The organism is Amycolatopsis sp. NPDC003731 (assembly GCF_053586895.1).
Genome location: NZ_JBSFNC010000021.1, coordinates 16,655 through 37,760, shown reverse-complemented (window position 1 = coordinate 37,760; position 21,106 = coordinate 16,655). Strand labels below are relative to the sequence as shown.

Genomic DNA, 21,106 nt, shown 5'->3' with positions numbered 1-21,106 from the left:
CCGAAAGGGCCGGGTGCGCTGCCGGGGCCGGGTTGTTGTGCGGGCGCCCCGAACGGGCCGGGTGCGCTGCCGGGGCCGGGTTGTTGTGCGGGCGCCCCGAACGGGCCGGGTGCACCACCGGGGCCGGGTTGTTGTGCGGGCGCCCCGAAAGGGCCGGGTGCGCTGCCCGGGCCTGGCTGGTGCGCGGGCGGTCCGGAGCGATTCGGCGGCCCACCCTGCCCCGGCAGCGGCCGCACCCCCGGCGGCGGCAGCGGCCGCGCTCCCGGTGGCGGCTGCGGCGGCCGGCCCGGCGGCTGCGGGCGGCGCGGGTCGTGCGGGCCGGCACCAGGACCCGGGCCGGCACCAGGACCGTGCGTCATCGAATGGAACCCCCCGTGCGATTTCCCCGTCGGAAGCGGCGTACCTGCGGTGATCGCGCCGTTCCGGGCGTCAGCATAGATCGAGTGCTCTAGGGTGTGGTGCTGTGTCGATGAAATGGGGGGCCGCCGCCGCGATCGCCGTCGCGGCCGTGCTGGTGACCGCCGCCGGGCCCGCCGCCGCGCAGGGGCCGTCGGCCGGGCCCGTGCTGCCCAACCTGCCCGACGACCAGTCCAAGAAACCCCAGCTGCTCGGCGGCCAGGACGTCCGGCCGCCCGAAGGGGCCACCGCCGACGTCGCCCTCAAGGTCCTCCGCGACGGCACCCTCTCCGTCACCGAACACGTCACCGTCCCCGGTGGACAGCACCTCACCTCGCGCGTCCCGCTCAAGGTCCCCGCGAGCGACGACCAGGACCGCGTCTTCGCCGTCCGCGACGTCAAAGCCGAAGGCGCCACCACCGAGCTCACCGGCGACCAGCTCGTCATCACCTTCCCCGCCGGCACCAGCGGCGTCACCTACACCGTCGACGGCGCCATCGCCGACCAGAACGGCCGCCAGCAGGCCCGGTGGCAGGTCGCCAGCGGCTTCGACACCCCGCTCGCCAAGCTCACCGCGTCCCTCGTCGCCCCGGCGACCCGGTTGTCCCCTGTGGACTGTTTCGCCGGCCCGGTCGGCTCGAACCAGCGGTGCACGCTCGCCGAGCTCGACCACACCGGCGTCGTGCGGCTCGAACAGGACGACGTCCGCCCCGGCGACCGCGTCGACCTGCTCGTCGGCCTGCCCGCGGGCACCGCCCCGGCGAACGCGCGGTTCGCCGCCATCGGCCTGCTGGCCAACGCCTTCGCGCTGACGCCGCTGACCGGAATCGCCTTCGCCGTCCTGCTCGTCTTCCTCGTCGCGGCCGCCCTTTTCGTGTGGCGGCGCCGCAAGCAGGACGCGGGTGCGCTGCGCACCGCCACCGGCCCGGTCGAGGTGCTCCTGCGCGACGGCGACCGCGTCTTCTTCGCCAGCCCCGACGGCGTGCTGCCCGGCCAGGTCGGCACGGTCGTCGACGAGACCGTCGACGTCGTCGACATCAGCGCCACCGTCGTCGACCTCGCCGTCCGCAACTACCTGTGGCTGGCCGAAGTCCCGGGCCCCGACTGGCAGATCGCCCGCCGCAACCCGCCGGACGAGCACCTCCACGACTTCGAACGCGCCGTCTGCGAAACCCTGCTGCCGCCGGGCACCGACACCGTGCTCGTGTCGCAGCTGCGCGCCCGCGGCGGGCTCGACCTGCGCCGGATCAGCGACGCGATGTACGCCGACGTCGTCAGCAAGCGCTGGTTCTCCCGCCGCCCCGACACCGCCCGCGGCCGGCTGACCTGGCTCGGCGCCGGGATCTTCACCCTCGGCCTGGTCACCACCGCGGTGCTCACCTTCACCGCGGGGTACGCGCTGCTCGGCGTCGCCCTGGCCCTGGCCGGGCTCGCCGTCGTCGCGGTGGCCGCGCTGCTGCCGTCCCGCACCGCCCGCGGCCGGGCGCTGGCCGGGCAGGTCCGCGGCCTGCTCGACTACCTGCACACCGCGCGGGCCGACGACATCCCGCCCGCCGACCGCGAGCTGGTGTTCTCCCGCTCGCTGCCGTACGCGGTCGTCCTGGGCGACACCGAACGCTGGCTCGGCACCTTCGCCGCGCTCAACCCGTCGGCCGACGGCTCCGCCGGGCTGTACTGGTACGGGGGCATGGAGGCCGAGCACGACCTGCGCCGGTTCGGGGCGCACTTCCCGTCCTTCCTGACCGCGCTCGACGGCGTCCTCACCGCCGCCGCGGCCCGCTGACCGTGCTCGCGGGGGCGGTCCTCGCGCTCGCACTGGCCGCCGGCCCCGCGGACCAGCCGCCCCTGCCCACCGTGCCGCAGAGCGCGGAGATCCAGCTCAAGGTCCAGCGCGACGGCTCGCTCTCGGTCGTCGAAGCGATCTCGGTCCCCGACGGCCTCACGATGGATCGCCGGGTCCCGCTGCGGGTCGCCGCGCCCCACCACCGCGACCGCGTCTACGGCGTCCGCGACGTCGTGCTGGAAGGCCGCGGGACGGCGAGCGTGGGCGAGGACGCCTTCACCGTCCACCTCACCTCCGGCACGTCGATCGTCCGGTACACAGTGGACGGTGCGGTCGCCGGCGACCGGGTCACCTGGGAGCTGGCCGGCGGCTGGAGCACCGAGCTGAAGTTCCTCCGCGCCTCCTTCGCGGCGCCGAAGATCCCGGTCGCCGTCGACTGCCTCGCCGGCGACCTCCCGTGCGCGGCCGCGCAGATCGACCACGCCGGGCTGACCCGGTTCAGCCAGCAGAACCTCGCCGCGGGCGACCGGATGACGGCGACCGTCGAGCTGCCCGCCGGTACCGTTCCGGCGAACGAGGTCCTGGTCCCGGCGAAGACGATCGCCGGCGCGTTCGTGCTCACCGCGCCGGTCGGCTGGGCCTGGGCGGGCTTCGCGGTCTTGCTGCTGGTCACCGCTCTGCTGGTGGGCCTCGCGCGCCGCCGTGACGCCGATCAGGGGGCGGCTCCGAAGGCCGAGCTGGTCACCGCGAACGGCGAGTTCGCGTCCCCGGCCGGGGTGCTGCCGGGCCACGCCGGGGTCCTCCTGCGCGGCCGGGCCGGACCCCTCGACCTGGCCGCGACCGTGCTCGACCTCGCCGTCCGCAACTACCTCTGGGTGAGCGAAGACGGGTCCCGGCTGAGCCGCCGCAACCCCGCCGACGAGCACCTGTCGCCCTTCGAACGTGCTGTCTTCGAAGCCGTCCTGCCGGAAGAGACGGTGACGCTCGCCGAGCTGCGGCAGCGACGCGTCGAAGTCCCGCGCGCCGAGATGGCCGCCGACCTCGTCCGGCGCGGCTGGTGGGCGACGGGGCGGCTTCGCCGGGCCGGCCTCCGGGTCGTCTGCTACGGCGTGTTCCTCACGGTGCTGCTGGCCCTGACGGTCGGTTACGCCCAGCTCGGCGTGCTCCTCGCGCTGGCCGGGGTCACCGCCGTCGCCGCCTCGGCCGCCCTGCCCGCGCGGCGGCGAGCGGGCGCCGAGGTCGCGCGCCGGCTCCGCGGCGTCGCCGCCGTCCGGGTCGAGGACCTGGACAAGCCGCAGCGCGAGCTGGTCTTCTCCCGCGGCCTGCCGTACGCGCTCGCTCTGGGCGAACTGGCGTCCTGGGTGGCCGCGTTCGACGGCCTCAAGCACCCGCCGCCGGTCTACTGGCACGCCGGCGACGTCCGTCCTGACCAGGCCGGATCCTTCGCGACGGCGCTCGCCGGCACCTTCGCCGCCGCCCACCGCGCCCACCTCCTCGCCGACGCCGGCCGGGCCGCCGGTTCTCAGCAGCCAGTCGAGACGCATGCGACGGCCCCGCCGTCGTAGGGTGGGGCCATGGCCGATCCCGAGCTCGTCCGATACACCCTCGACAACGGTCTGCGCGTGGTTCTCGCCCCCGACGCGACCGCGCCGGTGGTCGGCGTCAGCGTGCACTACGACGTGGGTTTCCGCTCCGAGCCGGAGGGGCGCACCGGTTTCGCGCACCTCTTCGAGCACCTGATGTTCCAGGGCTCCGAGAGCCTGGAGAAACTCGCGCACTTCCGGCACGTGCAGTCCAGCGGCGGGACCTTCAACGGGTCCACCCACCCGGACTACACCGACTACTTCGAGGTGCTCCCGAGCGCCGCGCTCGAGCGGGCGCTGTTCCTCGAAGCCGACCGCATGCGCGCGCCCAAGCTGACCGCGGAGAACCTGGCGAACCAGATCGACGTCGTCAAGGAGGAGATCCGGCTCAACGTGCTGAACCGGCCCTACGGCGGGTTCCCGTGGATCACCCTGCCGCCGGTGCTGTACTCGACGTTCCCCAACGCGCACAACGGCTACGGCGGCTTCGAGGACCTCGAAAGCGCCACGGTCGACGACTGCGCGGCCTTCTTCGACACCTACTACTCGCCGGCGAACGCCGTGCTGACCGTGGCGGGCGACTTCGAGGTGGACACCGCCAAGAAGCTGATCGAGGACCACTTCGGCGACGTCCCGCACCGGCCGGCGCCGCAGCGGCCGTCGTTCGCCGAGCCGCTGCCGACCACCGAGTTGCGCGGCGAGGTCGAAGACGCGCACGCCCCGCTGCCCGCGCTCGGCATCGGCTACCGGATGCCGGACCCGATCAACGACGTCGACAGCTACCTGGCCTACCTCGTGCTGGCCGGCGTGCTCACCGACGGCGACGGCTCCCGCCTGCAGCAGCGGCTGGTGCACAAGGAGCCCCTGGTCGTCGACATCGGGGCCGGCGCCGGGCTGTTCGGCCCGTTCGAGGCCCGCGACCCGGACACGTTCACCATCACCCTGATCCACCCGCACGAGGTGCCCCGCGAGCGCGTGCTCGCCGCGCTGGACGACGAGCTGGAGAAGCTCGCCGAGACCCCGCCGAGCGAGGAAGAGCTGCGCAAGGTCACCGCCCGCTGGACGGCGAGCCTGCACTCCGAGCACGACAGGCTGGTGTCGCGGACCCTGGCCCTCGGCTCGTTCGAACTGCTCTACGGCGACGCGTCGCTGGTGTACCGGCTCGCGGACCGGATGTCCGCCGTCACCGCGGAGGCCGTGTCGGCGGCGGCGAAGGCGCTGCGCCCGGACGCGCGCGCCGTGCTGGTGGTCAAGCCCGCTTCGGAAGGGAACAACGAGCAGTGACTTCAGCAACGCACCGCAGCGCGGAGGAGATCGGCCGCACCGCGCGGGGGCCGCGGCCGCTGCCGCCGCTCGGCGAGCAGCGGGCCGCCGCCGACCTGTCTCATGTGGACACGACGCTGGCGAACGGCCTGCGCGTGGTGGCCGTCCGCAAGGCGACCGTGCCGATGATCGAGGCCCGGCTGTGGATCCCGTTCGCGGGCGACGACGCGCTGCACCCGGCGACGGCCGAGGTGCTCGCCGAGACGATCCTGACCGGCACGGCCCGCCGCAACCGCATCGAAATCGACGCCGAGCTGGCGCTGATCGGCGGCGACATCGGCGCGGGTGTCGACCCGGAGCGCCTGGTGCTCACCGGGTCCGCGCTGGCCGACAAGCTGCCGACGTTCCTCGACGTCCTCGGCGACGTCCTCACCGGGGCGACGTACGCCGACGAGGAGATCGCGCGCGAGAAGGAGCGGCTGGTCGAGCGGATCGCCGTCTCGCGCACACAGCCGCGCACGATCGCTCGGGAGGCGCTGCAGAAGCACCGCTACGGCGACCACCCGGCCACGCGCGAGGTCCCGCGCGCCGAAGACGTCGCGGTCGTGACGCCGGAGCAGGTGCGGGCGCTGCACCAGGCGTCGGTGCTGCCGCGGGGTTCGGTGATGGTGCTGGTCGGCGACCTCGACCCGGCCGGTGTCGTCGGCGAGCTGGAGAAGGTGCTCGGCGGCTGGGCGTCCGACCGCTCCGCCGTCCGGCTGCCGCCGCTGCCGGACCTGACCGGGCCGAGCGTGCTGCTGGTGCCGCGCGCGGGTGCGGTGCAGTCACAGATCCGGCTCTCGGCGCAGACGATCCCGCGCACGGACCCGGGTTACGCGGCGCTGCAGCTGGCGAACCTGGCCTACGGCGGGTACTTCTCGTCGCGGCTGGTGGAGAACATCCGCGAGAACAAGGGGTACACGTACTCCGCGCACTCCGGCTTCGAATTCACCGACGGCACGGCGGTGGTGAACGTCGACGCGGACACGGCGACCGACGCGACGGCCCCGGCGCTGCTGGAGACCCGCTACGAGCTGGGTCGCCTCGGCCAGGTCCCGCCGTCGGGCGACGAGCTGGAGTCGGTGCGGCAGTACGCGATCGGCTCGCTGCTGACCTCGACGTCCTCGCAGGCCGGGCTGGCCGGGCAGGTGCTGGCGCTGGCGTCGACCGGGCTGGGCCTGGAGTGGCTGAACGAGCACCCGGCGCGGGTGGCGGCGGTGACCGCGGACGAGGTCGCCGAAGCGGCGCTGAAGTACTTCGCGCCCAAGCGGTTCACGGGCGTGGTGGTCGGCGACGCGGCGGTGCTGGAGCGCAAGCTCCTGGCGCTCGGCGACGTCGTCGTGGGCGAGCCGGCCTGATGTCGGTCCCGTTCACCCTGGGGGACCTGCCGACCCTGTCCCGGTCCACAGTGGACCGCCAGGAAGGCTTGCGCACCAACCCCGCACGGCTCGCGTCGCGCTGGCCGGACGCCCGGGTCGTCCTCCTGGACGACGCCGGGCGCACCCCGGTGGCCGAAGGGGCGTCGACGCTGGCGTTCCGCAAGGCGATCGACTTCGGTGCTTCGCCGCCGGAGGACGCGGTGTTCCTCGGCGAGTGGCAGGACGTCGACTATTGGTCGCTCCCGGGCGGCCCGTCGGGCGCGGCCGACACGGTGAAGATGGCGGGCAGCTGGGGTTTCGTGGAGGAGGTCCCGCGCGCGGACGGCGAAGTCTGGGTCGAGCTGCGCGGCTACGGCGACCTCCTGGACGACACGTCGGCAGGGCTCTTCACGACGGCCCAGGCGTTGCGCTTCTGGCGGCGCCAGGCGCGGTTCTGCACGCGGTGCGGCAGCCCGACGGAGCTGATCCAGTTCGGCTGGGCGAGCAAGTGCACCGGGTGCGGCCGCGAGGAGTACCCCCGCACGGACCCGGCGGTGATCTGCCTGGTCCACTCGTCGGAGGGCGTGAACGGCTCCCACGTGCTGCTGGCGCGTCAGCCGATCTGGCCGGCGGGGCGGTACTCGGTCTTGGCGGGGTTCGTCGAGGCGGGGGAGTCCCTGGAGGCGTGCGTGGTCCGGGAGATCCGCGAAGAGGTGGGCGCTTCGGTGTCCGACGTGCGGTACCTGGGCAGCCAGCCGTGGCCGTTCCCGAGGTCGATCATGCTGGGGTTCACGGCCCGGGCGGACCGCTCGCTGCCGTTGGTGCCGGCGGACGGGGAGATCGAAGAGGCACTGTGGGTCTCGCGGGCCGAGGTGCGGGAGGCGTTCGAGAACAGCGCCGACCGGGGCGCGGGTTCTCGCCCCACGCCGATCGCCGGTGGGGCGGCGGAGATCATCCTGCCGGGGAACTCGTCGATCGCCCGCGTGATGCTCAAAGCCTGGGCGGACGCGGAGGAGTAGGCCCGACCTGCTGAGGGCCGGTGCCGGCCTTCAGCAGGTTCACCGCTCGTAGCTCGTCGCGGCCCGCATGGCTTCGCGGCGACCTCCCAGCCGCTCCAGGTGTCCTCGATCGGGTAGTCGCCGCCGCGGTCGGTCAGCCACGCCGCCAGCGCTTCCAGGTACCGGGGCAGCGTGTCGTTGGCCCAGAAGGCCGGCACTCCCTCCGAGCAGTCCGCGGCCAACGCCGTCACGACGGCCACCAGTTCGTCCTCGTGCCGAGCGGCCGGGGCTGACGGGCAGTGCAGCAGGCCACAGGCGACGTCGGGGTCGTTGTCGGGCACCCCCGAGCGGTGTTCGAACTCGTAGTGGAAGCACACGAAGTGCATCCGCTCGAACGTCTCGTAGTCGTCCCGGTTCAGCCGCACCGGGTAGCCGCAGCGCCGGCAGAGCCGGTTTTCTTCGGACACCCTTGAATCCTTCTCTCGCTACTCGTAGACCGTCGATGCCGTCCCGGAGGATCGAGGTCGGTAGTGCCGGGAACCTTCACCGGAGGTGGCGGAGCAGCGGGAACGCGATTGGTACCCGGTTCCGCGCAGCCGCCCCCGGGCCACCCCTGGACCGCTTGGTCCAGGTGGTCCGCACGATGTCCACAACGACCAGCCTCCCCGCCGCCGCAAGTCGAAATCCGCTTACCGAACCCACCGCGACCAGCGCAACTCGTTCACCGGTACACCGGCCACCTGGCCCAACGCGCCCTCAAGCGTTATCTCCCCGTTTCGCGAGACCGTTGACGGCTGTGCCCCGGCTCACTACAGTCCCCGGAAACCGTCTGTAAAGTATCCTAATTAAGTCCGGAGGAACGAGTGCGAGCCGGTAGCCCGCGGATGCTGCGCGAGATCAACGATCGCGCCGCCATCGAGGTCCTCCTGCGGGAGGGGCCGCTCACGCGGGCCGAACTCGAGCTCGCCATCGGGCTTTCCAAACCCGCCACCGCCCAGCTGCTCACCCGGCTCGAGCAGGACAACCTCGTCACCAAAGCCGGTGTGCGGGGCGGCGGCCGGGGGCCTCGCGCCCAGCTCTGGGCGGCCAACGGGGGCCTCGCCTTCGTCGCCGCCGTCGATCTGACGCCGCACGTTGCCGACTTCGTCGTCGCCGATGTCGCCGGGATCGTGCTCGCCGAACACCGGACGCCGCTGCCCGTGCACGCGGGCGCCGACGTCGTCGGGACCTTCGGCGAGGCCCTCCAGAAGGTCGCCGAAGCAGCCGGGATCAAGCGCGAAGACCTGGCCCACGTGGTGATCGGCGCGCAGGGGGCGTTCGATCCGCGGACCGGCCTGCTCTCCTCCGCGCCGCACATCCCCGGCTGGCTCGGCTTCGACGTCCCGCAGAAACTCAGCGACGAACTCGGCGTCGACGTCCTCATCGAGAACGACGTCAACCTGGTCGCCGTCGAGGAGATGACCGTCGGGATGGCGCAGGACGTCGACGACTTCGTCATGGTCTGGCTGTCCGAAGGCGTCGGCGGTGCCGTCGTCATCGGACGGCGGCTGCTGCGCGGAGCCACCGGCGGGGGCGGCGAGATCGACTGGATGCGGGTGCCCGATCCGGCCACCGTGGACACCGGCGACGTCTGGCCCGCGGCCGGCGCCCGGTTCGGCAACCTGGTCGACTCGCCCGCCATCTGCCGGCTCGCCGCCGCCCACGGCATCCCGGCCGACACCGCCTGGGACGCCGTCGCGAAGACCGGACCGGACCACCCCTTCCGGCACGATCTCGCCAGGAGGGTCGCCGGTGGCGTCGCCAACCTCGTCGCCGTCGCCGATCCGCAGCTCGTCCTCCTCTGCGGCGACACCAGCCGGGCCGGCGGCGAGGAGTTCGCCGCGCTCGTACAGGACAAGCTGCACGAACTCGTCCTGCCGCGCACGCCCGTCGGCTGCGCTTCCGTGCAGGGCAACGCCGTTCGCGCGGGCGCCCTCCAATCGGCGCTCGCCACCACCCGTGAGGACGTCTTCGGCGTCGTCACCCCCACGCTCCTCGGGTCGCGCCGGCCCGAGGGCGACAGCACCCGTCCCCGACCGACCAGCCCCAACCGATGAGGAGGAGGGCCATGCCCCCGACCACCCGGACCCGCCGTGGCGCCCTGCTGGTGGCCGCCGCCGCGGCGTCCGTCCTGCTGACCAGCGCCTGTTCCGGCGCCGCCGCCCCGAGCGGAGGTGACACGGCCGCCGCGCCCGGCAAGGACGACAAGCTCACGCTCACCGTGTACTCCAAGTTCACCGACCGCGAGTACGGCGTGGTCACGGCCGGCCTGAACAAGCTCAAGGCGAAGTTCCCGAACATCGAGATCAAGCACGAAGGCAACCAGGACGACGACAAGCTCACCCAGTCGATCCGCGGCGGCAACCCACCCGACGTCGCCATCTCCTTCTACACCGACAACCTCGGCGCCTGGTGCTCCACCGGCAGCTTCCAGGACCTCAAGCCCTACATCGACCGCGACAAGATCGACCTGAACCAAATCCCCGAAGCGGTCCGCAACTACACCGAGTACCAGGGCAAGCGGTGCGCGATGCCGATGCTCGCCGACGTCTACGGGCTCTACTACAACAAGGCCATGTTCGCGGCGAAGGGCATCACCTCGCCGCCGAAGACCACCACGGAGTGGTTCGAGGACGCCAAGAAGCTCACCGAGTTCAACCCGGACGGCTCGATCAAGGTCGCCGGCTTCCTGCCCTCGATGCCGTTCTACGCCAACCAGGCCCAGTACTGGGCGCCGAACTTCGGCGCGCCGTTCCTCGGCCCGGACGGCAAGTCCGACCTCGCCAGCAACCCCGGCTGGAAGGCGATGTTCGAGTTCCAGAAGAAGATGATCGACTTCCTCGGCGGGCACGACAAGGTCGAGCAGTTCAAGGCCGGCCTCGGTGATGAGTACTCCGCCGACAACGGCTTCCATAAGGGCAAGCTGGCGATGATCTACGACGGCGAGTTCCGCACCGCGTTCCTCAAGGACCAGGCGCCGTCGCTCGATTACGCCACCGCGCCCGCGCCGGTGCTCGACAGCATGGCCGACCACTACGGCGGCGGCTTCACCACCGGCACGATCATCGCGATCCCCAAGGGCGCCAAGAACCCCGGCGCCGCGTGGGAGCTCATCAAGCAGGTCACCCTGGACACCGACACCCTGGTGGACATGGCCAACGGCCTGAAGAACGTGCCCAGCACCAAGGCGTCGCTGACCTCGCCGAAGCTGGACCTGCAGCCGCAGTTCAAGACGTTCCTCGACATCTACGACAGCGGCAAGCTGGTCGCCAACCAGACCACCCCGATCGGCGACGCGCACCTCAAGGCGGTCAACGACTTCGCCGAGAAGTGGCAGGCCGGCTCGGTGCCCGACCTGACCGCGGGCCTGGCGAAGGTCGACGCCCAGATCGACGACGAGCTGAAGCAGAAGGGCGCGGGCGGATGACCTCCACCCTCGCGGAAAAGGCTTCCCCGTCCGCACCTGCGAAGGTGCGGGCGGGGGCCCGCCGGGCCAAGCGCCGCCGGACCGTCCTGTTCTTCATGGCCCCGGCGTTCCTCGGGTTCCTGATCTTCTTCGGCTACCCGCTGATCGCCACGGTCTACTACTCCTTCACCCGCTACGACCTGATCAACCCGCCGCAGTTCATCGGCTTCGACAACTACATCCGGATGTTCACCACCGAGCCCCTGGTGGGCACGGCCGCGTACAACACGCTGTGGCTGGTGGTCGTCCTGACGGTCTGCCGGGTGGTGTTCTCCCTCGGCATCGCGTCGGTGATTTCGCGGCTCAAGTCGGGCGTCGGGCTGGTCCGCACCCTGTGCTACCTGCCGACCCTCGCCCCGCCGGCGGCGGCGACGCTGGCGTTCGTCTTCGTGTTCAACCCGGAGTTCGGCCCGGTCAACCGGTTCCTGCGGCTCGTCGGCATCGACGGCGGGCTCTGGTTCAACAGCCCGGAGATGTCGAAGCCCGCGCTGACGCTGCTGGCGCTCTGGGGCTCCGGCGAGCTGATGATCATCATCCTGGCCGCGCTGCTGGACGTCCCGACCGAGCAGTACGAAGCCGCGGAGCTCGACGGCGCCGGCCCGATCCGCCGGTTCTGGCACGTCACGCTGCCGTCGATCTCGCCCGTGCTGCTGTTCGGCGTGGTCAACTCGATCATCTACGCGCTGCAGTTCTTCACCCAGGCGATCGTGGCGGCCTCGGCGAGCGCGGGTACCGCGGACGTCGCCGGCAACTCGAAGCTCATCGGGGCACCGCAGAACTCGACGCTGACCTACCCGATCTGGCTGTACGTCCAGGGTTTCCGCTACTTCAACATGGGTTACGCGGCGGCGATGGCGGTGCTGCTGTTCATCGTGAGCTCCGGGTTCACCTGGATCCTCGTGCGGCAGCTGCGGAAGTCCCAGCACCAGGAGGAGGGGGCATGATCACGCTGTCCGACACCGCGCGCAAGCCGCCGGTGTCCGTGCCGCCGCGCGTGCGGTTCAAGCGCACCTGGGACAAGCGGCTGGGCTTCATCGCCACCCACGCGGTCGGGATCGCGCTCGGCGTGATCTTCATGCTGCCGCTGCTGTTCGTCTTCCTCACCGCGGTGATGAAGAGCGACCAGGCGATGACGGCGAGCCTGTGGCCGAGCGAATGGCACTTCGAGAACTTCGTCAAGGTGTTCCAGAAGGCGCCGCTGCTCGAATACTTCGGCAACAGCCTGCTGTATTCGGCGCTGGCCACGGCGGGTGCGCTGCTTTCGGCGATTCCGGCGGCCTACGCGCTGGCGAAGCTCAAGTGGCGCGGGCAGAACCTGTTCTTCATGCTGACCGTGGCGGCGATGCTGCTGCCGCCGCAGGTCACCGTGGTGCCGCTGTACGACCTGTGGGTGCGCATGGGCCTCACCGGCACGCTGGTCCCGCTGATCGTGCCGTACTTCTTCTTCGACGCCTTCTCGATCTTCCTGCTCCGGCAGTTCTTCCTCACCATTCCGAAGGACTACCTCGAAGCGGCGAAGATCGACGGCTGCAACGAGTTCCAGGCGATGTACCGCGTGCTCATCCCGATGGCCAAGCCCGGGATCGCGGCCACCGCCATGTTCTGCTTCCTGTTCACCTGGAACGACTACTTCGGGCCGCTGCTCTACACCGGCGAGAACCAGGACCACTGGCCGCTTTCGCTGGCCATCGCGTCCTTCCGCGGCATGCACCACGTCGAGTGGAACATGACGATGGCGGCCACCGCGCTGATCATGGCGCCGGTGATCGTGCTGTTCATCTTCGCGCAGAAGTCGTTCGTCAAGGGCATCACATTCACGGGGGTCAAGGGATGAAGCTGGCAGTCGTCGGTGGCGGGTCCACCTACACGCCGGAGCTGATCGACGGGATCGCCGGCCGCCGGTCCACTTTGGACGTCGACGAGATCGTGCTGGTCGACCCGGACGCCTACCGCGTCGAGGCCGTCGGCGGGTTCAGCCAGCGCCTGCTCGACCACGCCGGGCACCCGGCGCAGGTGCGGACCACGCAGTCGCTCGAAGAGGGTGTCGACGGCGCTTCCGCCGTGCTGATCCAGCTGCGCGTCGGCGGGCAGCGGGCACGGCGCTCGGACGAGACGTTCCCGCACGCCTGCGGCTGCGTCGGCCAGGAGACGACCGGCGCGGGCGGGCTGGCCAAGGCGCTGCGCACGGTGCCGGTGGTGCTGGACATCGCCGACCGCGTCCGCAAGGTCGCCGGCGACGACACGTGGATCGTCAACTTCACCAACCCGGTCGGCATCGTCACCCGCGCCCTGCTCAACGAGGGTCACCGCGCGGTCGGGCTGTGCAACGTCGCGATCAACCTGCAGCGGCAGTTCGGCCGGCTCCTGGGTGTCGGCGCGGACGACGTCAAGCTCGTCCACACCGGCCTCAATCACCTGAGCTGGGAGCGCGGCGCGCTGGTCGACGGCGTCGACCGGCTGCCCGAGCTGCTGGAGCACCACCTGGACTACCTGTCCACCGAGGTCAGCGTGCCCCAGATGTGGCTGCGGCGGCTGAACGTCGTGCCGTCGTACTACCTGAAGTACTTCTACGCGCACGACGAGCAGGTCACCAAGCAGCGCACCGAACGCCCGCGCGCGGACGTCGTCTCCGACGTCGAGGAAGAACTGCTGAAGATCTACCTGGACCCGGAGCAGAACACCAAGCCGGAGTCCCTCGAAAAGCGCGGCGGCGCGTACTACTCGGAGGCCGCCGTCCAGCTGGTGCACGCGCTGACCGCGGGCGGTCCGGCCGAGGAGCACGTGGTGAACGTCCGCAACGAGGGCACCTTCCCGTTCCTGCCGGACGACGCCGTCATCGAAGCGCGCTCCACAGTGGACTCCTCCGGTGCCGCGCCGATTCCGCAGCCGCCGGTGGAGCCCCAGTACTCGGGCCTGATCTCGGCGACGACGGCGTACGAGTTCCTGGCGCTGGAGGCGGCTTTGAAGGGCGGCCGCGACCGCGTGGCCGACGCGCTCCTGGCGCACCCGCTGGTCGGGCAGTACTCGAAGGCCGACACGCTCGCCGATTCGCTGGTCCAGATCAACCGCGAGTACCTGCCCTGGGCGCGCGGATGAGCGTGTCTGATTCCGCCTCCGCGGGGAAGAGTGCGTCGGCGGCGGTTATCGCGATCGACGGCGGCAACAGCAAGACCGAAGTCCTGGTGATCTCGGAAGACGGTGTCGTGCTGGGGTCCTCACGCGGCCCCGGCGCGTCGCCGCAGAACATCGGCGTCGCGGGCTGTGTGGCGGCGCTGGAAGAACTGGTGCTCGAGGCGTATCCCGCGTTCGAGGGGAAGCCGTCCGCGGTCCACACCTCGGCGTACCTGGCCGGGCTCGACTTCCCCCGGGAAGAAGAGGTGCTGCACGCGGCCCTGGCCGCGCGCGGCTGGAGCGACACGCTGACCGTCGGCAACGACACCCTCGCACTGCTCCGGGCGGGCAGTGCGGGGGTGGGGGTCGCGGTCGTCTGCGGTGCCGGGATCAACGGCGCCGGCGTCGGCCCCGACGGCCGCGTGCACCGTTTTCCCGCGCTGGGCAAGATCTCCGGCGACTGGGGCGGCGGCTACCGGCTCGGCGAGGAGGCCCTGTGGTGGGCCGTGCGCGCCGAGGACGGCCGCGGCCCGCGGACCGCACTGAGGCCGGCCGTGGCGGCGTACTTCGGGAAGCCGACGCTGCTGGACGTCGTGCAGGGCCTGCACTTCGAGGAGATCGACCCGGCGTCGATCCACGGCCTGTGCCCGCTGCTGTTCGAAGTCGCGGCGGCGGGGGACGAGGTCGCGCAGGACATCGTGACGCGGTTCGTCGAGGAGGTCAGCGTGTTCGCGGCGGTGATCCTCCGCGAGCTGGACCTGACCGAGGACGCCCCGGAGATCGTCCTCGGCGGCGGCGTCCTGACCGGGGTCGGCACGCCGGTGATCGCGGAGATCGAGAAGCGGTGCCTGAAGGTGGCGCCGCGCGCGGTGGTCCGCGTCGTCGACGTCAACCCCGTGGTGGGCGCGGCCTTGTTCGGACTCGACACGCTGGGAGCGCCCGAGGCCGCGAAGGCGGCCTTGAAGGCGGCGACCCAGCGCGTCTGAAGACTCTGGTGGAGCCTGTCCCGAAGCGGCGCGGGACAGGCTCCACCAGACCCCCTTACGGCGCCGGGACCAGGATCTCGCCGGTCTCCAGCAGCGACTTGAGGTCCGAAAGCACCCAAGCCCAGCCACCACCGGCGTTCTCGCCCGGCCCGGCGTCGACGTCCTCCATCTGCCCGCTGACCAGGGCGGCCGTGTTCGGCGCGCCGGTGACGTCGTGGGTGATGGTGAGCCGGGTGCCCGCGGTCTTCGTCTCTTCGATGTCGTAGGTGAGGGTCGTGTAGGGCTCTTCGGCGAGCTCGGGGCTCATCAGCAGCTTCCAGGTGATGACGAGCTTGCGCGGTGGGTCGACCTCGACGACCTCGCCGTCGGCGAGGTCACCGGTGAACCCGGCGTCGATGAACTCCTGCGTCGGCCGCGTGCGGTGCTTGCCGCCGGCCTTGAGGTCGTAGTCGGCGAGGCCGGTGTAGCCGTACTTCTGCGTCCACTCGGGCTTGGTGATGGCCTCCCAGATGCGCTCCGGGGTCGCCTTGATGTAGATGCGGTGGACCTGCACGGTGTTCGTCATGGTTCTTCGCCTTCCAGCTCGTTCTTGAGGTCGAGGAGCGCGGTGACCCGGCGCTCGGTGTACTTGTCGATCCACCGGTCGTGGATCTGGCGGATCGGGACGGGGTTGAGGAAGTGCCGCTTCTCGCGGCCTTCCTTCCTGGCGACGACGAGCCCGGCTTCTTCGAGGAGCTTCAGGTGCTTCATGACGCCGAAGCGGGTCATCTCCACCTGGGTCTCCAGCTCGGTGAGCGTGCGGCCGTCACGCTCGAAGAGCAGGTCGAGCAGGAACCGGCGGGTCGGATCCGCCAGCGCCTTGAACACCAGGTCGTCGTCGGGCACGTCAGCGAGAATAGGTGACCAAAAGGTCACATGTCAACGGGTGAAAAAGGCCGCCACCCGCGGTGGGTGGCGGCCTTGGGGCCGTGGCTAGACGACCAGCGACAGCGGCAGGATCAGCGCGATCGCGACCACCGAGATCAGCGTCTCCATCACCGACCAGCTCTTCAGCGTCTGCCCGACCGAGAGCCCGAAGTACTCCTTGACCAGCCAGAACCCGGCGTCGTTGACGTGCGAGAAGAACAGCGACCCGGCGCCGATCGCGAGGACCAGCAGCGCGCTGTGCGACGGGTCCATCGTCGCCGCCAGCGGGGCCACGATGCCCGCCGCCGAGACGGTGGCGACCGTGGCCGAGCCCGTCGCCAGGCGGATCGCCACCGCGACCAGCCAGCCGAGCAGCAGCGGGGACAGGTTCGCGTCCTTGGCCAGGCCGGTGATGACGTCGCCGACGCCGGCGTCGACCAGGGTCTGCTTGAAGCCGCCGCCCGCGCCGACGATCAGGATGATGCCGGCGATCGGGCCGAGCGAGTCACCGACCACAGTGGACAGCTTTTCGCGGCCGAGCCCGGCCGGGCGGCCGAGCAGCACCATGCCCACCAGGACCGCCGCGAGCAGCGCGATCAGCGGGTCGCCGACGAAGTCGAACACCTTGCGCGCCTGGTTGTCCTTGGCCAGCAGGATGTCCGAGAGCGCTTTCGCCAGCATCAGCACGACCGGCAGCAGCACCGTCGTGAGCGTCGCGGCGAAGCTCGGCCGCGGCTTGTCCGTGTCGGCGCGTTCGGGGATCAGCCGCTCGGGGGCGACGGCGTCCGGCACCAGCCGGGCCGCGACCTTGCCGAACAGCGGGCCCGCGACGACCAGCGTCGGGATGCCGACGAGCAGGCCGAACGCCAGCGTGACGCCGACGTTCGCGTTCAGCGCGCCGGCCGCGGCGAGCGGGCCGGGGTGCGGCGGGACCAGGCCGTGCAGCACGGAAAGCCCGGCGACGGCCGGAATGCCCAGCAGCATCAACGGCTTCCCGGTGCGCTTGACCGCCAGCAGCACCACCGGGATCAGCATGACCAGGCCGATCTCGAAGAACATCGGTAGCCCGATCAGGGCGGCGACCAGGGCCATCGCCCACGGCAGCGCGGCCCCGCGGGCCTTGCCGAGAACGGTGTCGACGATCTGGTCGGCGCCGCCGGAGTCGGCCAGCAGCTTGCCGAGCATCGCGCCGAGGGCGATCAGGATGCCGACGGAGGCGACCGTGCTGCCGACGCCTTTGCTGAAGGTCTCGATCACCTTGGTGATCGGCAGCCCGGCGATGAGGCCGAGCGCGAGCGACCCGATCGTCAGGGACAGGAACGGGTGCAGCTTCACCTTCGTGATCAGCACGACGATGACGGCGATCGCGACGACCGTCGCGATGATCAGGCGGGTGTCGTGGCCGGTCCAGCCGGCGGCGAGGACGGCGTTCACGCGTGCTCCCGGAAGGCGGTCAGCGCGGCTTCGGTGATTTCTTCCGGGGTGCCGCGGGAGTTGTCGAGGACGACGCCGGCCTCGTCCGGCTGGAGCGGTTCGAGGTCGGCGAGCTGCGAGTCCAGCAGCGACACCGGCATGAAGTGGCCCTTCCGGGTCTTCATCCGCTCGGCCAGCTGCGCCCGGTCGACCTGCAGGTGGGCGAACCAGACGTCGCCGCCGGTGCGCAGGACGTCCCGGTACCGGCGCTTGAGCGCGGAGGACGTCACGACCCCGCCGGTGGCCTGGTGCTCGCGGATCCAGCCGGCGATGGCTTCGAGCCAGGGCGCGCGGTCTTCGTCCGTCAGCGGCGTGCCGGCGGTCATCTTGTCGATGTTGGCCTTCGGATGGAACGTGTCCGCTTCCGCGTACTCGACGCCCAGAGCCTCGGCGAGTGCCGTGCCGATCGTCGTCTTCCCGGAGCCTGACACCCCCATCACCACGATGACGGTCATCCGCACCTCCCACTTCGTTGTGCCCAGGTGAGTGAAACTCAAAAGTACTACTTATTCAAGATGAAGTACTACTTAATCGAGTCAGACGGCTAAGTTGCCGGGTGTGAGGCATGAGCAGGTCCTGGACGCCCTCGGCGCGGCGATCGCGAACGGTTCCCTGGCGCCGGGCAGCGTGCTGCGCTCGGAAGACCTTCAAGAACGCTTCGGCGCTTCGCGGACCGTCGCCCGCGAAGTCGTCCGCGTGCTGGAGACGATGCAGCTGACCACCAGCAAGCGCCGGGTCGGCGTGATCGTCCGGGAGCCGGAAGAGTGGAACCACTACGACCCGCGGCTGATCCGCTGGCAGCTCGACGGCCCGGCCCGCCCGGCGGCGCTGGCCACGCTGAACGAGCTCCGCTCGGCGATCGAGCCGTGCGCGGCGCGGTACGCGGCCCTGCGCGCGACGCCGGAGGAGCGCGGCCGCCTGGGCGCGCTGGGGGAGCGCCTGGCGCGGACGGCCCGCGCCCGCGACCTCTCGGCGTTCCTCGGCTTCGACATCGCCTTCCACGACCTGCTGCTGGCCGCGTCCCGCAACCCGATGTTCGGGCAGCTGTCGGACGTCGTCGCGGAGGTGCTCACCGGGCGGACCGGGCACGGCCTGATGCCGCCGGAGCCGCAGCCCGAGGCGGTGGCGCTGCACGTCGAGGTGGCCGCGGCGGTGGCGGCGGGGGACGCGGACCGGGCGGAGCGGGCGATGCGCGACATCGTCGTCCAAGCCCGGGACGAGATCGCCGCCCTGGTGGAGGAGGGGCCGGCCGAGGCCGAGTAGCCTCCCGGGGAGAACTGGACTTTCTTCCGCCGGGGGGCACGGGTGAGCGCGGCGCGCGCGATCGGACTGGTGTTGGGCGTGGCGGCCGACGGCGCCCTCGGCGACCCCCGCCGCCGCCTCCCGGTGACGGCGTTCCGGCGGCTCCCGCGCCGGTCGGCGGTCGTGGCCGCGGGCGTGCTCGTCGCGGGCGGGGCGGTGCTGGAGCGGGCGAGCCGCGGCCGTCCCCTGGCGCAGGCCACGGCGACGGCGGTGACGACCTGGGCGGTCCTCGGCGCGGCGGGCCTCGCCCAGCAGGGCACGGAACTGGCCCGCGACCTGGAGGAGTGCCGCTTCGAACCGGCCCGGGCCACGCTGTCCGAACTGGACCCTCGGGTGGCGGACGGCCTGGGCGCGATCGCGCTGTCCCGGGCGTCGGTGGAGACGCTGGCGGAGAACACGTCGGACGCGGTGGTGGCCCCGCTGGTGTGGGGCGCGCTGGCGGGCGTGCCGGGGTTGCTGGGCGCGCGGGCGGTGAGCTTGCTGCGCCGGTCCCGCGCCGGCCGTCGCGGGCACTGGGCGGTGGACCGGGCCGACGAGCTGGTCCACCTGGTCCCGACCCGCGTGGCGGCGGCGCTGACGGTGCTGGCGGCCCCGGTGGTCGGCGGCTCGGCCGGCGGCGCGTGGCGCGCGTGGCGCCGCGACACGATCGCCCACCCGAGCCCGAACGCGGGCCGCGTCGAGGCGGCGTTCGCCGGAGCGCTGGAGATCCGCGTCGGCGGCCGGACGGTGTACCCGCACGGAGTGCTGGAGCTGCCGGTGCTGGGCGTGGGCCGCAACCCGGACGCGGGACACGTGACGCGCGCGGTGGAGCTGTCCCGGGTGGTGGGCTGGCTCGCGGGGGCGACTTCGGTGGTGGTCGCCGTTCTGGCGGGGTTCGGACGCCGCTGACTCAGCCGCGCCGCCGCAGCTGGGCCAAAGCTTCCTCGTCCAGTGGTCCGCCCCGCTCGGCCAGCCGGGCCCCGATCCGCTCGCGGTCCTCGGCCGTCTTGTTGCCGCCGAACTTGAACTTCGCCCGGACGCCGGTGATCGTGAACTCGATGCCGCGGATCCCCGGCAGCAGCCGCCGGTCCGGGGCGTCGTGGTCCGCGCTCACCGGGGCCCGGGCGCCGTCCGGCTCGAAGTGCCGCAGCTGCTTGTCGAGCAGCGCCGCCTTCGCGGCCGGATCGTCGACCAGCCGGACGTCCCCTTCGAGCTGGACCGTCGCGTAGTACGACGTCGGGACGCCGTGGGCCGGGTCCCCGGTCGTGTTCCAGTCCGCGCGGATGTACGTGTAGTCGCCGAGCACCGTCAGCAGCGCTCGCGGGTGCTCCTCCAACAGCGGCCAGATCGGGTTCGGCCGGGCCAGGTGCGTGACGATCGTGCCTTCGCCGTCGAACGCGAAGTGCGCCGGCGTCACCACGGGCAGGTCCCGGCCGCGGCCGCCGGCGATCAGCTGGCCGAAGTCGTGCGCGGACAGCCACTCCCGCCACTCGGTGCCGGACGACGCATCCCACGGGTGGATCAACATGGCCCGAGTATCACCACCGCAATTGGCCTCTCCACAGGGCCATTTCCGGCCTACTTCTGATGGCCACTTTCGGCGAGTTCGTCCTCGGCGAGGATCTCCGCGACGGACTTCCGCCGCGCCGGCGCCGCGGCGGAGGCGTCCAGCGCCCCGCCCGGCTTCAGCTCGCGGACCGTGAAGTACAGCCAGCCGAGCAGCGCCATCGCGCCGAAGGCGATCCACTGCAGCGCGTACGACAGGAACGGCCCCGAGTCCGTCTGCGGCAGCGGGAGCGCACCGAGCACCCCGGGCTGGCCGACGTCGAGCTGGAAGTACCCCGGCCGGATGTCGAGCCCGCCCGCCCGCGCGACGACCCGCGAGTCGACGACGTAGCTCTGCAGCCGTCCGCCGGTGGAGGCGTCGGCGAAGGCGTCGCGGTTCTTGGGGTCCGTCTCGTCGGCCCGCACCCGGGCGGTCACGGAGACGGTCCCGGCCGGCGGCGGCGCGAACGGCAGCGCGGCCGACTTGCTGTCCAGCCGGACGTACCCGCGGTCGATCAGCACGACCGTGCCGTCGGTGGTCCGCATCGGCGTCAGGACTTCGAAGGCGCCTTCGCCCTGGACCGTCCGCAGCCGCGCGATGACTTCCTTGTCCGGCAGGTACTGCCCGGTGATCGAGACGAGGTGCCATTCGGTGTGCCGACCGGGCACGCTCCCCGGCGGCAGCAGCTGCGCGAGCGGCACCGGCGCGGCGGTGAACGACGTCTCCAGCGCGGCGTTCTGCTGCTCCCGCTCGGTGTTGCGGCTGAACTGCCACGGCGAGAGCAGGGTGAAGCAGCAGATGGCGAAGGTGAACACCACCGCCGTCAGAGCCAGCCACCCGGGCTTCAGCAGGAACCGCAACCGCACCCCACCACGGTA

General features: G+C 71.7%; 19 protein-coding genes. 13 read left to right on the top strand and 6 right to left on the bottom strand.

What is annotated here, in order from left to right:
- Positions 1-469 precede the first annotated feature (469 nt).
- From ACWDN5_RS11695 to ACWDN5_RS11645, 11 genes are all read left to right on the top strand, one after another.
- Entirely contained in the window at positions 470-2,179 is a 1,710-nt protein-coding gene (locus tag ACWDN5_RS11695; RefSeq protein ID WP_449676207.1) for a DUF2207 family protein, read from the top strand.
- 2 nt (positions 2,180-2,181) lie between these two features.
- Positions 2,182-3,744, top strand: coding sequence for a DUF2207 family protein (locus ACWDN5_RS11690; protein WP_449676175.1), 1,563 nt, complete (start codon positions 2,182-2,184; stop codon positions 3,742-3,744).
- Positions 3,745-3,753: 9 nt separating this feature from the next.
- Positions 3,754-5,046 (top strand): M16 family metallopeptidase, encoded by a 1,293-nt coding sequence (locus ACWDN5_RS11685; RefSeq protein ID WP_310970717.1) that lies wholly within the window; start codon positions 3,754-3,756, stop codon positions 5,044-5,046.
- A complete protein-coding gene (locus tag ACWDN5_RS11680; protein ID WP_449676173.1) occupies positions 5,043-6,422 on the top strand; it encodes a M16 family metallopeptidase in 1,380 nt (459 codons plus the stop codon). The genes ACWDN5_RS11685 and ACWDN5_RS11680 overlap by 4 nt, the downstream gene beginning before the upstream one ends.
- The gene (gene nudC / locus ACWDN5_RS11675; RefSeq protein WP_449676172.1) at positions 6,422-7,441 is read left to right on the top strand and encodes an NAD(+) diphosphatase; all 1,020 of its coding nucleotides are present in this window, start codon (positions 6,422-6,424) and stop codon (positions 7,439-7,441) included. Before ACWDN5_RS11680 ends, nudC begins: the two co-directional genes overlap by 1 nt.
- 863 nt (positions 7,442-8,304) lie before the next feature.
- Entirely contained in the window at positions 8,305-9,516 is a 1,212-nt protein-coding gene (locus tag ACWDN5_RS11670; protein ID WP_310971358.1) for an ROK family transcriptional regulator, read from the top strand.
- 11 nt (positions 9,517-9,527) lie between these two features.
- The gene (locus ACWDN5_RS11665) at positions 9,528-10,886 is read left to right on the top strand and encodes an extracellular solute-binding protein (protein ID WP_310970711.1); all 1,359 of its coding nucleotides are present in this window, start codon (positions 9,528-9,530) and stop codon (positions 10,884-10,886) included.
- Complete coding sequence (locus ACWDN5_RS11660) at positions 10,883-11,869, top strand: carbohydrate ABC transporter permease (RefSeq protein WP_310970710.1); 987 nt, start codon at positions 10,883-10,885, stop codon at positions 11,867-11,869. The genes ACWDN5_RS11665 and ACWDN5_RS11660 overlap by 4 nt, the downstream gene beginning before the upstream one ends.
- Positions 11,866-12,759, top strand: a complete 894-nt coding sequence (locus tag ACWDN5_RS11655) for a carbohydrate ABC transporter permease (RefSeq protein WP_310970709.1) — start codon at positions 11,866-11,868, stop codon at positions 12,757-12,759. Before ACWDN5_RS11660 ends, ACWDN5_RS11655 begins: the two co-directional genes overlap by 4 nt.
- Positions 12,756-14,021, top strand: a complete 1,266-nt coding sequence (locus tag ACWDN5_RS11650; protein ID WP_449676171.1) for a 6-phospho-beta-glucosidase — start codon at positions 12,756-12,758, stop codon at positions 14,019-14,021. The genes ACWDN5_RS11655 and ACWDN5_RS11650 overlap by 4 nt, the downstream gene beginning before the upstream one ends.
- A complete protein-coding gene (locus ACWDN5_RS11645; RefSeq protein WP_449676169.1) occupies positions 14,018-15,022 on the top strand; it encodes an N-acetylglucosamine kinase in 1,005 nt (334 codons plus the stop codon). Before ACWDN5_RS11650 ends, ACWDN5_RS11645 begins: the two co-directional genes overlap by 4 nt.
- Before the next feature lie 55 nt (positions 15,023-15,077).
- Here ACWDN5_RS11645 and ACWDN5_RS11640 read toward each other — a convergent pair whose 3' ends face one another.
- From ACWDN5_RS11640 to ACWDN5_RS11625, 4 genes are all read right to left on the bottom strand, one after another.
- A complete protein-coding gene (locus ACWDN5_RS11640; protein WP_310970705.1) occupies positions 15,078-15,587 on the bottom strand; it encodes an SRPBCC domain-containing protein in 510 nt (169 codons plus the stop codon).
- Entirely contained in the window at positions 15,584-15,907 is a 324-nt protein-coding gene (locus ACWDN5_RS11635) for an ArsR/SmtB family transcription factor (protein ID WP_103340579.1), read from the bottom strand. The genes ACWDN5_RS11640 and ACWDN5_RS11635 overlap by 4 nt, the downstream gene beginning before the upstream one ends.
- A gap of 87 nt (positions 15,908-15,994) precedes the next feature.
- The gene (locus ACWDN5_RS11630) at positions 15,995-17,362 is read right to left on the bottom strand and encodes a GntT/GntP/DsdX family permease (protein WP_449676167.1); all 1,368 of its coding nucleotides are present in this window, start codon (positions 17,360-17,362) and stop codon (positions 15,995-15,997) included.
- Entirely contained in the window at positions 17,359-17,856 is a 498-nt protein-coding gene (locus tag ACWDN5_RS11625) for a gluconokinase (protein WP_449676166.1), read from the bottom strand. The genes ACWDN5_RS11630 and ACWDN5_RS11625 overlap by 4 nt, the downstream gene beginning before the upstream one ends.
- Positions 17,857-17,959: 103 nt before the next feature.
- On the opposite strand from ACWDN5_RS11625, the gene ACWDN5_RS11620 reads away from it, so the two are divergent.
- The gene (locus ACWDN5_RS11620; RefSeq protein ID WP_449676165.1) at positions 17,960-18,664 is read left to right on the top strand and encodes a FadR/GntR family transcriptional regulator; all 705 of its coding nucleotides are present in this window, start codon (positions 17,960-17,962) and stop codon (positions 18,662-18,664) included.
- 42 nt (positions 18,665-18,706) lie between these two features.
- Entirely contained in the window at positions 18,707-19,591 is an 885-nt protein-coding gene (locus tag ACWDN5_RS11615; RefSeq protein ID WP_310970699.1) for a cobalamin biosynthesis protein CobD/CbiB, read from the top strand.
- A gap of 1 nt (position 19,592) precedes the next feature.
- On the opposite strand, the gene ACWDN5_RS11610 is transcribed toward ACWDN5_RS11615, so the two are convergent.
- Together ACWDN5_RS11610 and ACWDN5_RS11605 are read right to left on the bottom strand one after the other, a co-directional pair.
- The gene (locus ACWDN5_RS11610; RefSeq protein ID WP_310970698.1) at positions 19,593-20,210 is read right to left on the bottom strand and encodes an FMN-binding negative transcriptional regulator; all 618 of its coding nucleotides are present in this window, start codon (positions 20,208-20,210) and stop codon (positions 19,593-19,595) included.
- Positions 20,211-20,260: 50 nt separating this feature from the next.
- Entirely contained in the window at positions 20,261-21,094 is an 834-nt protein-coding gene (locus ACWDN5_RS11605; RefSeq protein WP_449676163.1) for an SURF1 family cytochrome oxidase biogenesis protein, read from the bottom strand.
- Positions 21,095-21,106 lie beyond the last annotated feature (12 nt).

What these genes read in the sequence shown, in the direction of transcription:
- ACWDN5_RS11695 (WP_449676207.1), top strand. Translation starts at nt 470, where the DNA reads ATGAAATGGGGGGCCGCCGCCGCGATCGCCGTCGCGGCCGTGCTGGTG.
- ACWDN5_RS11685 (WP_310970717.1), top strand. Translation starts at nt 3,754, where the DNA reads ATGGCCGATCCCGAGCTCGTCCGATACACCCTCGACAACGGTCTGCGC.
- nudC (WP_449676172.1), top strand. Translation starts at nt 6,422, where the DNA reads ATGTCGGTCCCGTTCACCCTGGGGGACCTGCCGACCCTGTCCCGGTCC.
- ACWDN5_RS11670 (WP_310971358.1), top strand. Translation starts at nt 8,305, where the DNA reads ATGCTGCGCGAGATCAACGATCGCGCCGCCATCGAGGTCCTCCTGCGG.
- ACWDN5_RS11665 (WP_310970711.1), top strand. Translation starts at nt 9,528, where the DNA reads ATGCCCCCGACCACCCGGACCCGCCGTGGCGCCCTGCTGGTGGCCGCC.
- ACWDN5_RS11660 (WP_310970710.1), top strand. Translation starts at nt 10,883, where the DNA reads ATGACCTCCACCCTCGCGGAAAAGGCTTCCCCGTCCGCACCTGCGAAG.
- ACWDN5_RS11655 (WP_310970709.1), top strand. Translation starts at nt 11,866, where the DNA reads ATGATCACGCTGTCCGACACCGCGCGCAAGCCGCCGGTGTCCGTGCCG.
- ACWDN5_RS11650 (WP_449676171.1), top strand. Translation starts at nt 12,756, where the DNA reads ATGAAGCTGGCAGTCGTCGGTGGCGGGTCCACCTACACGCCGGAGCTG.
- ACWDN5_RS11645 (WP_449676169.1), top strand. Translation starts at nt 14,018, where the DNA reads ATGAGCGTGTCTGATTCCGCCTCCGCGGGGAAGAGTGCGTCGGCGGCG.
- ACWDN5_RS11640 (WP_310970705.1), bottom strand. Translation starts at nt 15,587, where the DNA reads ATGACGAACACCGTGCAGGTCCACCGCATCTACATCAAGGCGACCCCG.
- ACWDN5_RS11625 (WP_449676166.1), bottom strand. Translation starts at nt 17,856, where the DNA reads ATGACCGTCATCGTGGTGATGGGGGTGTCAGGCTCCGGGAAGACGACG.
- ACWDN5_RS11610 (WP_310970698.1), bottom strand. Translation starts at nt 20,210, where the DNA reads ATGTTGATCCACCCGTGGGATGCGTCGTCCGGCACCGAGTGGCGGGAG.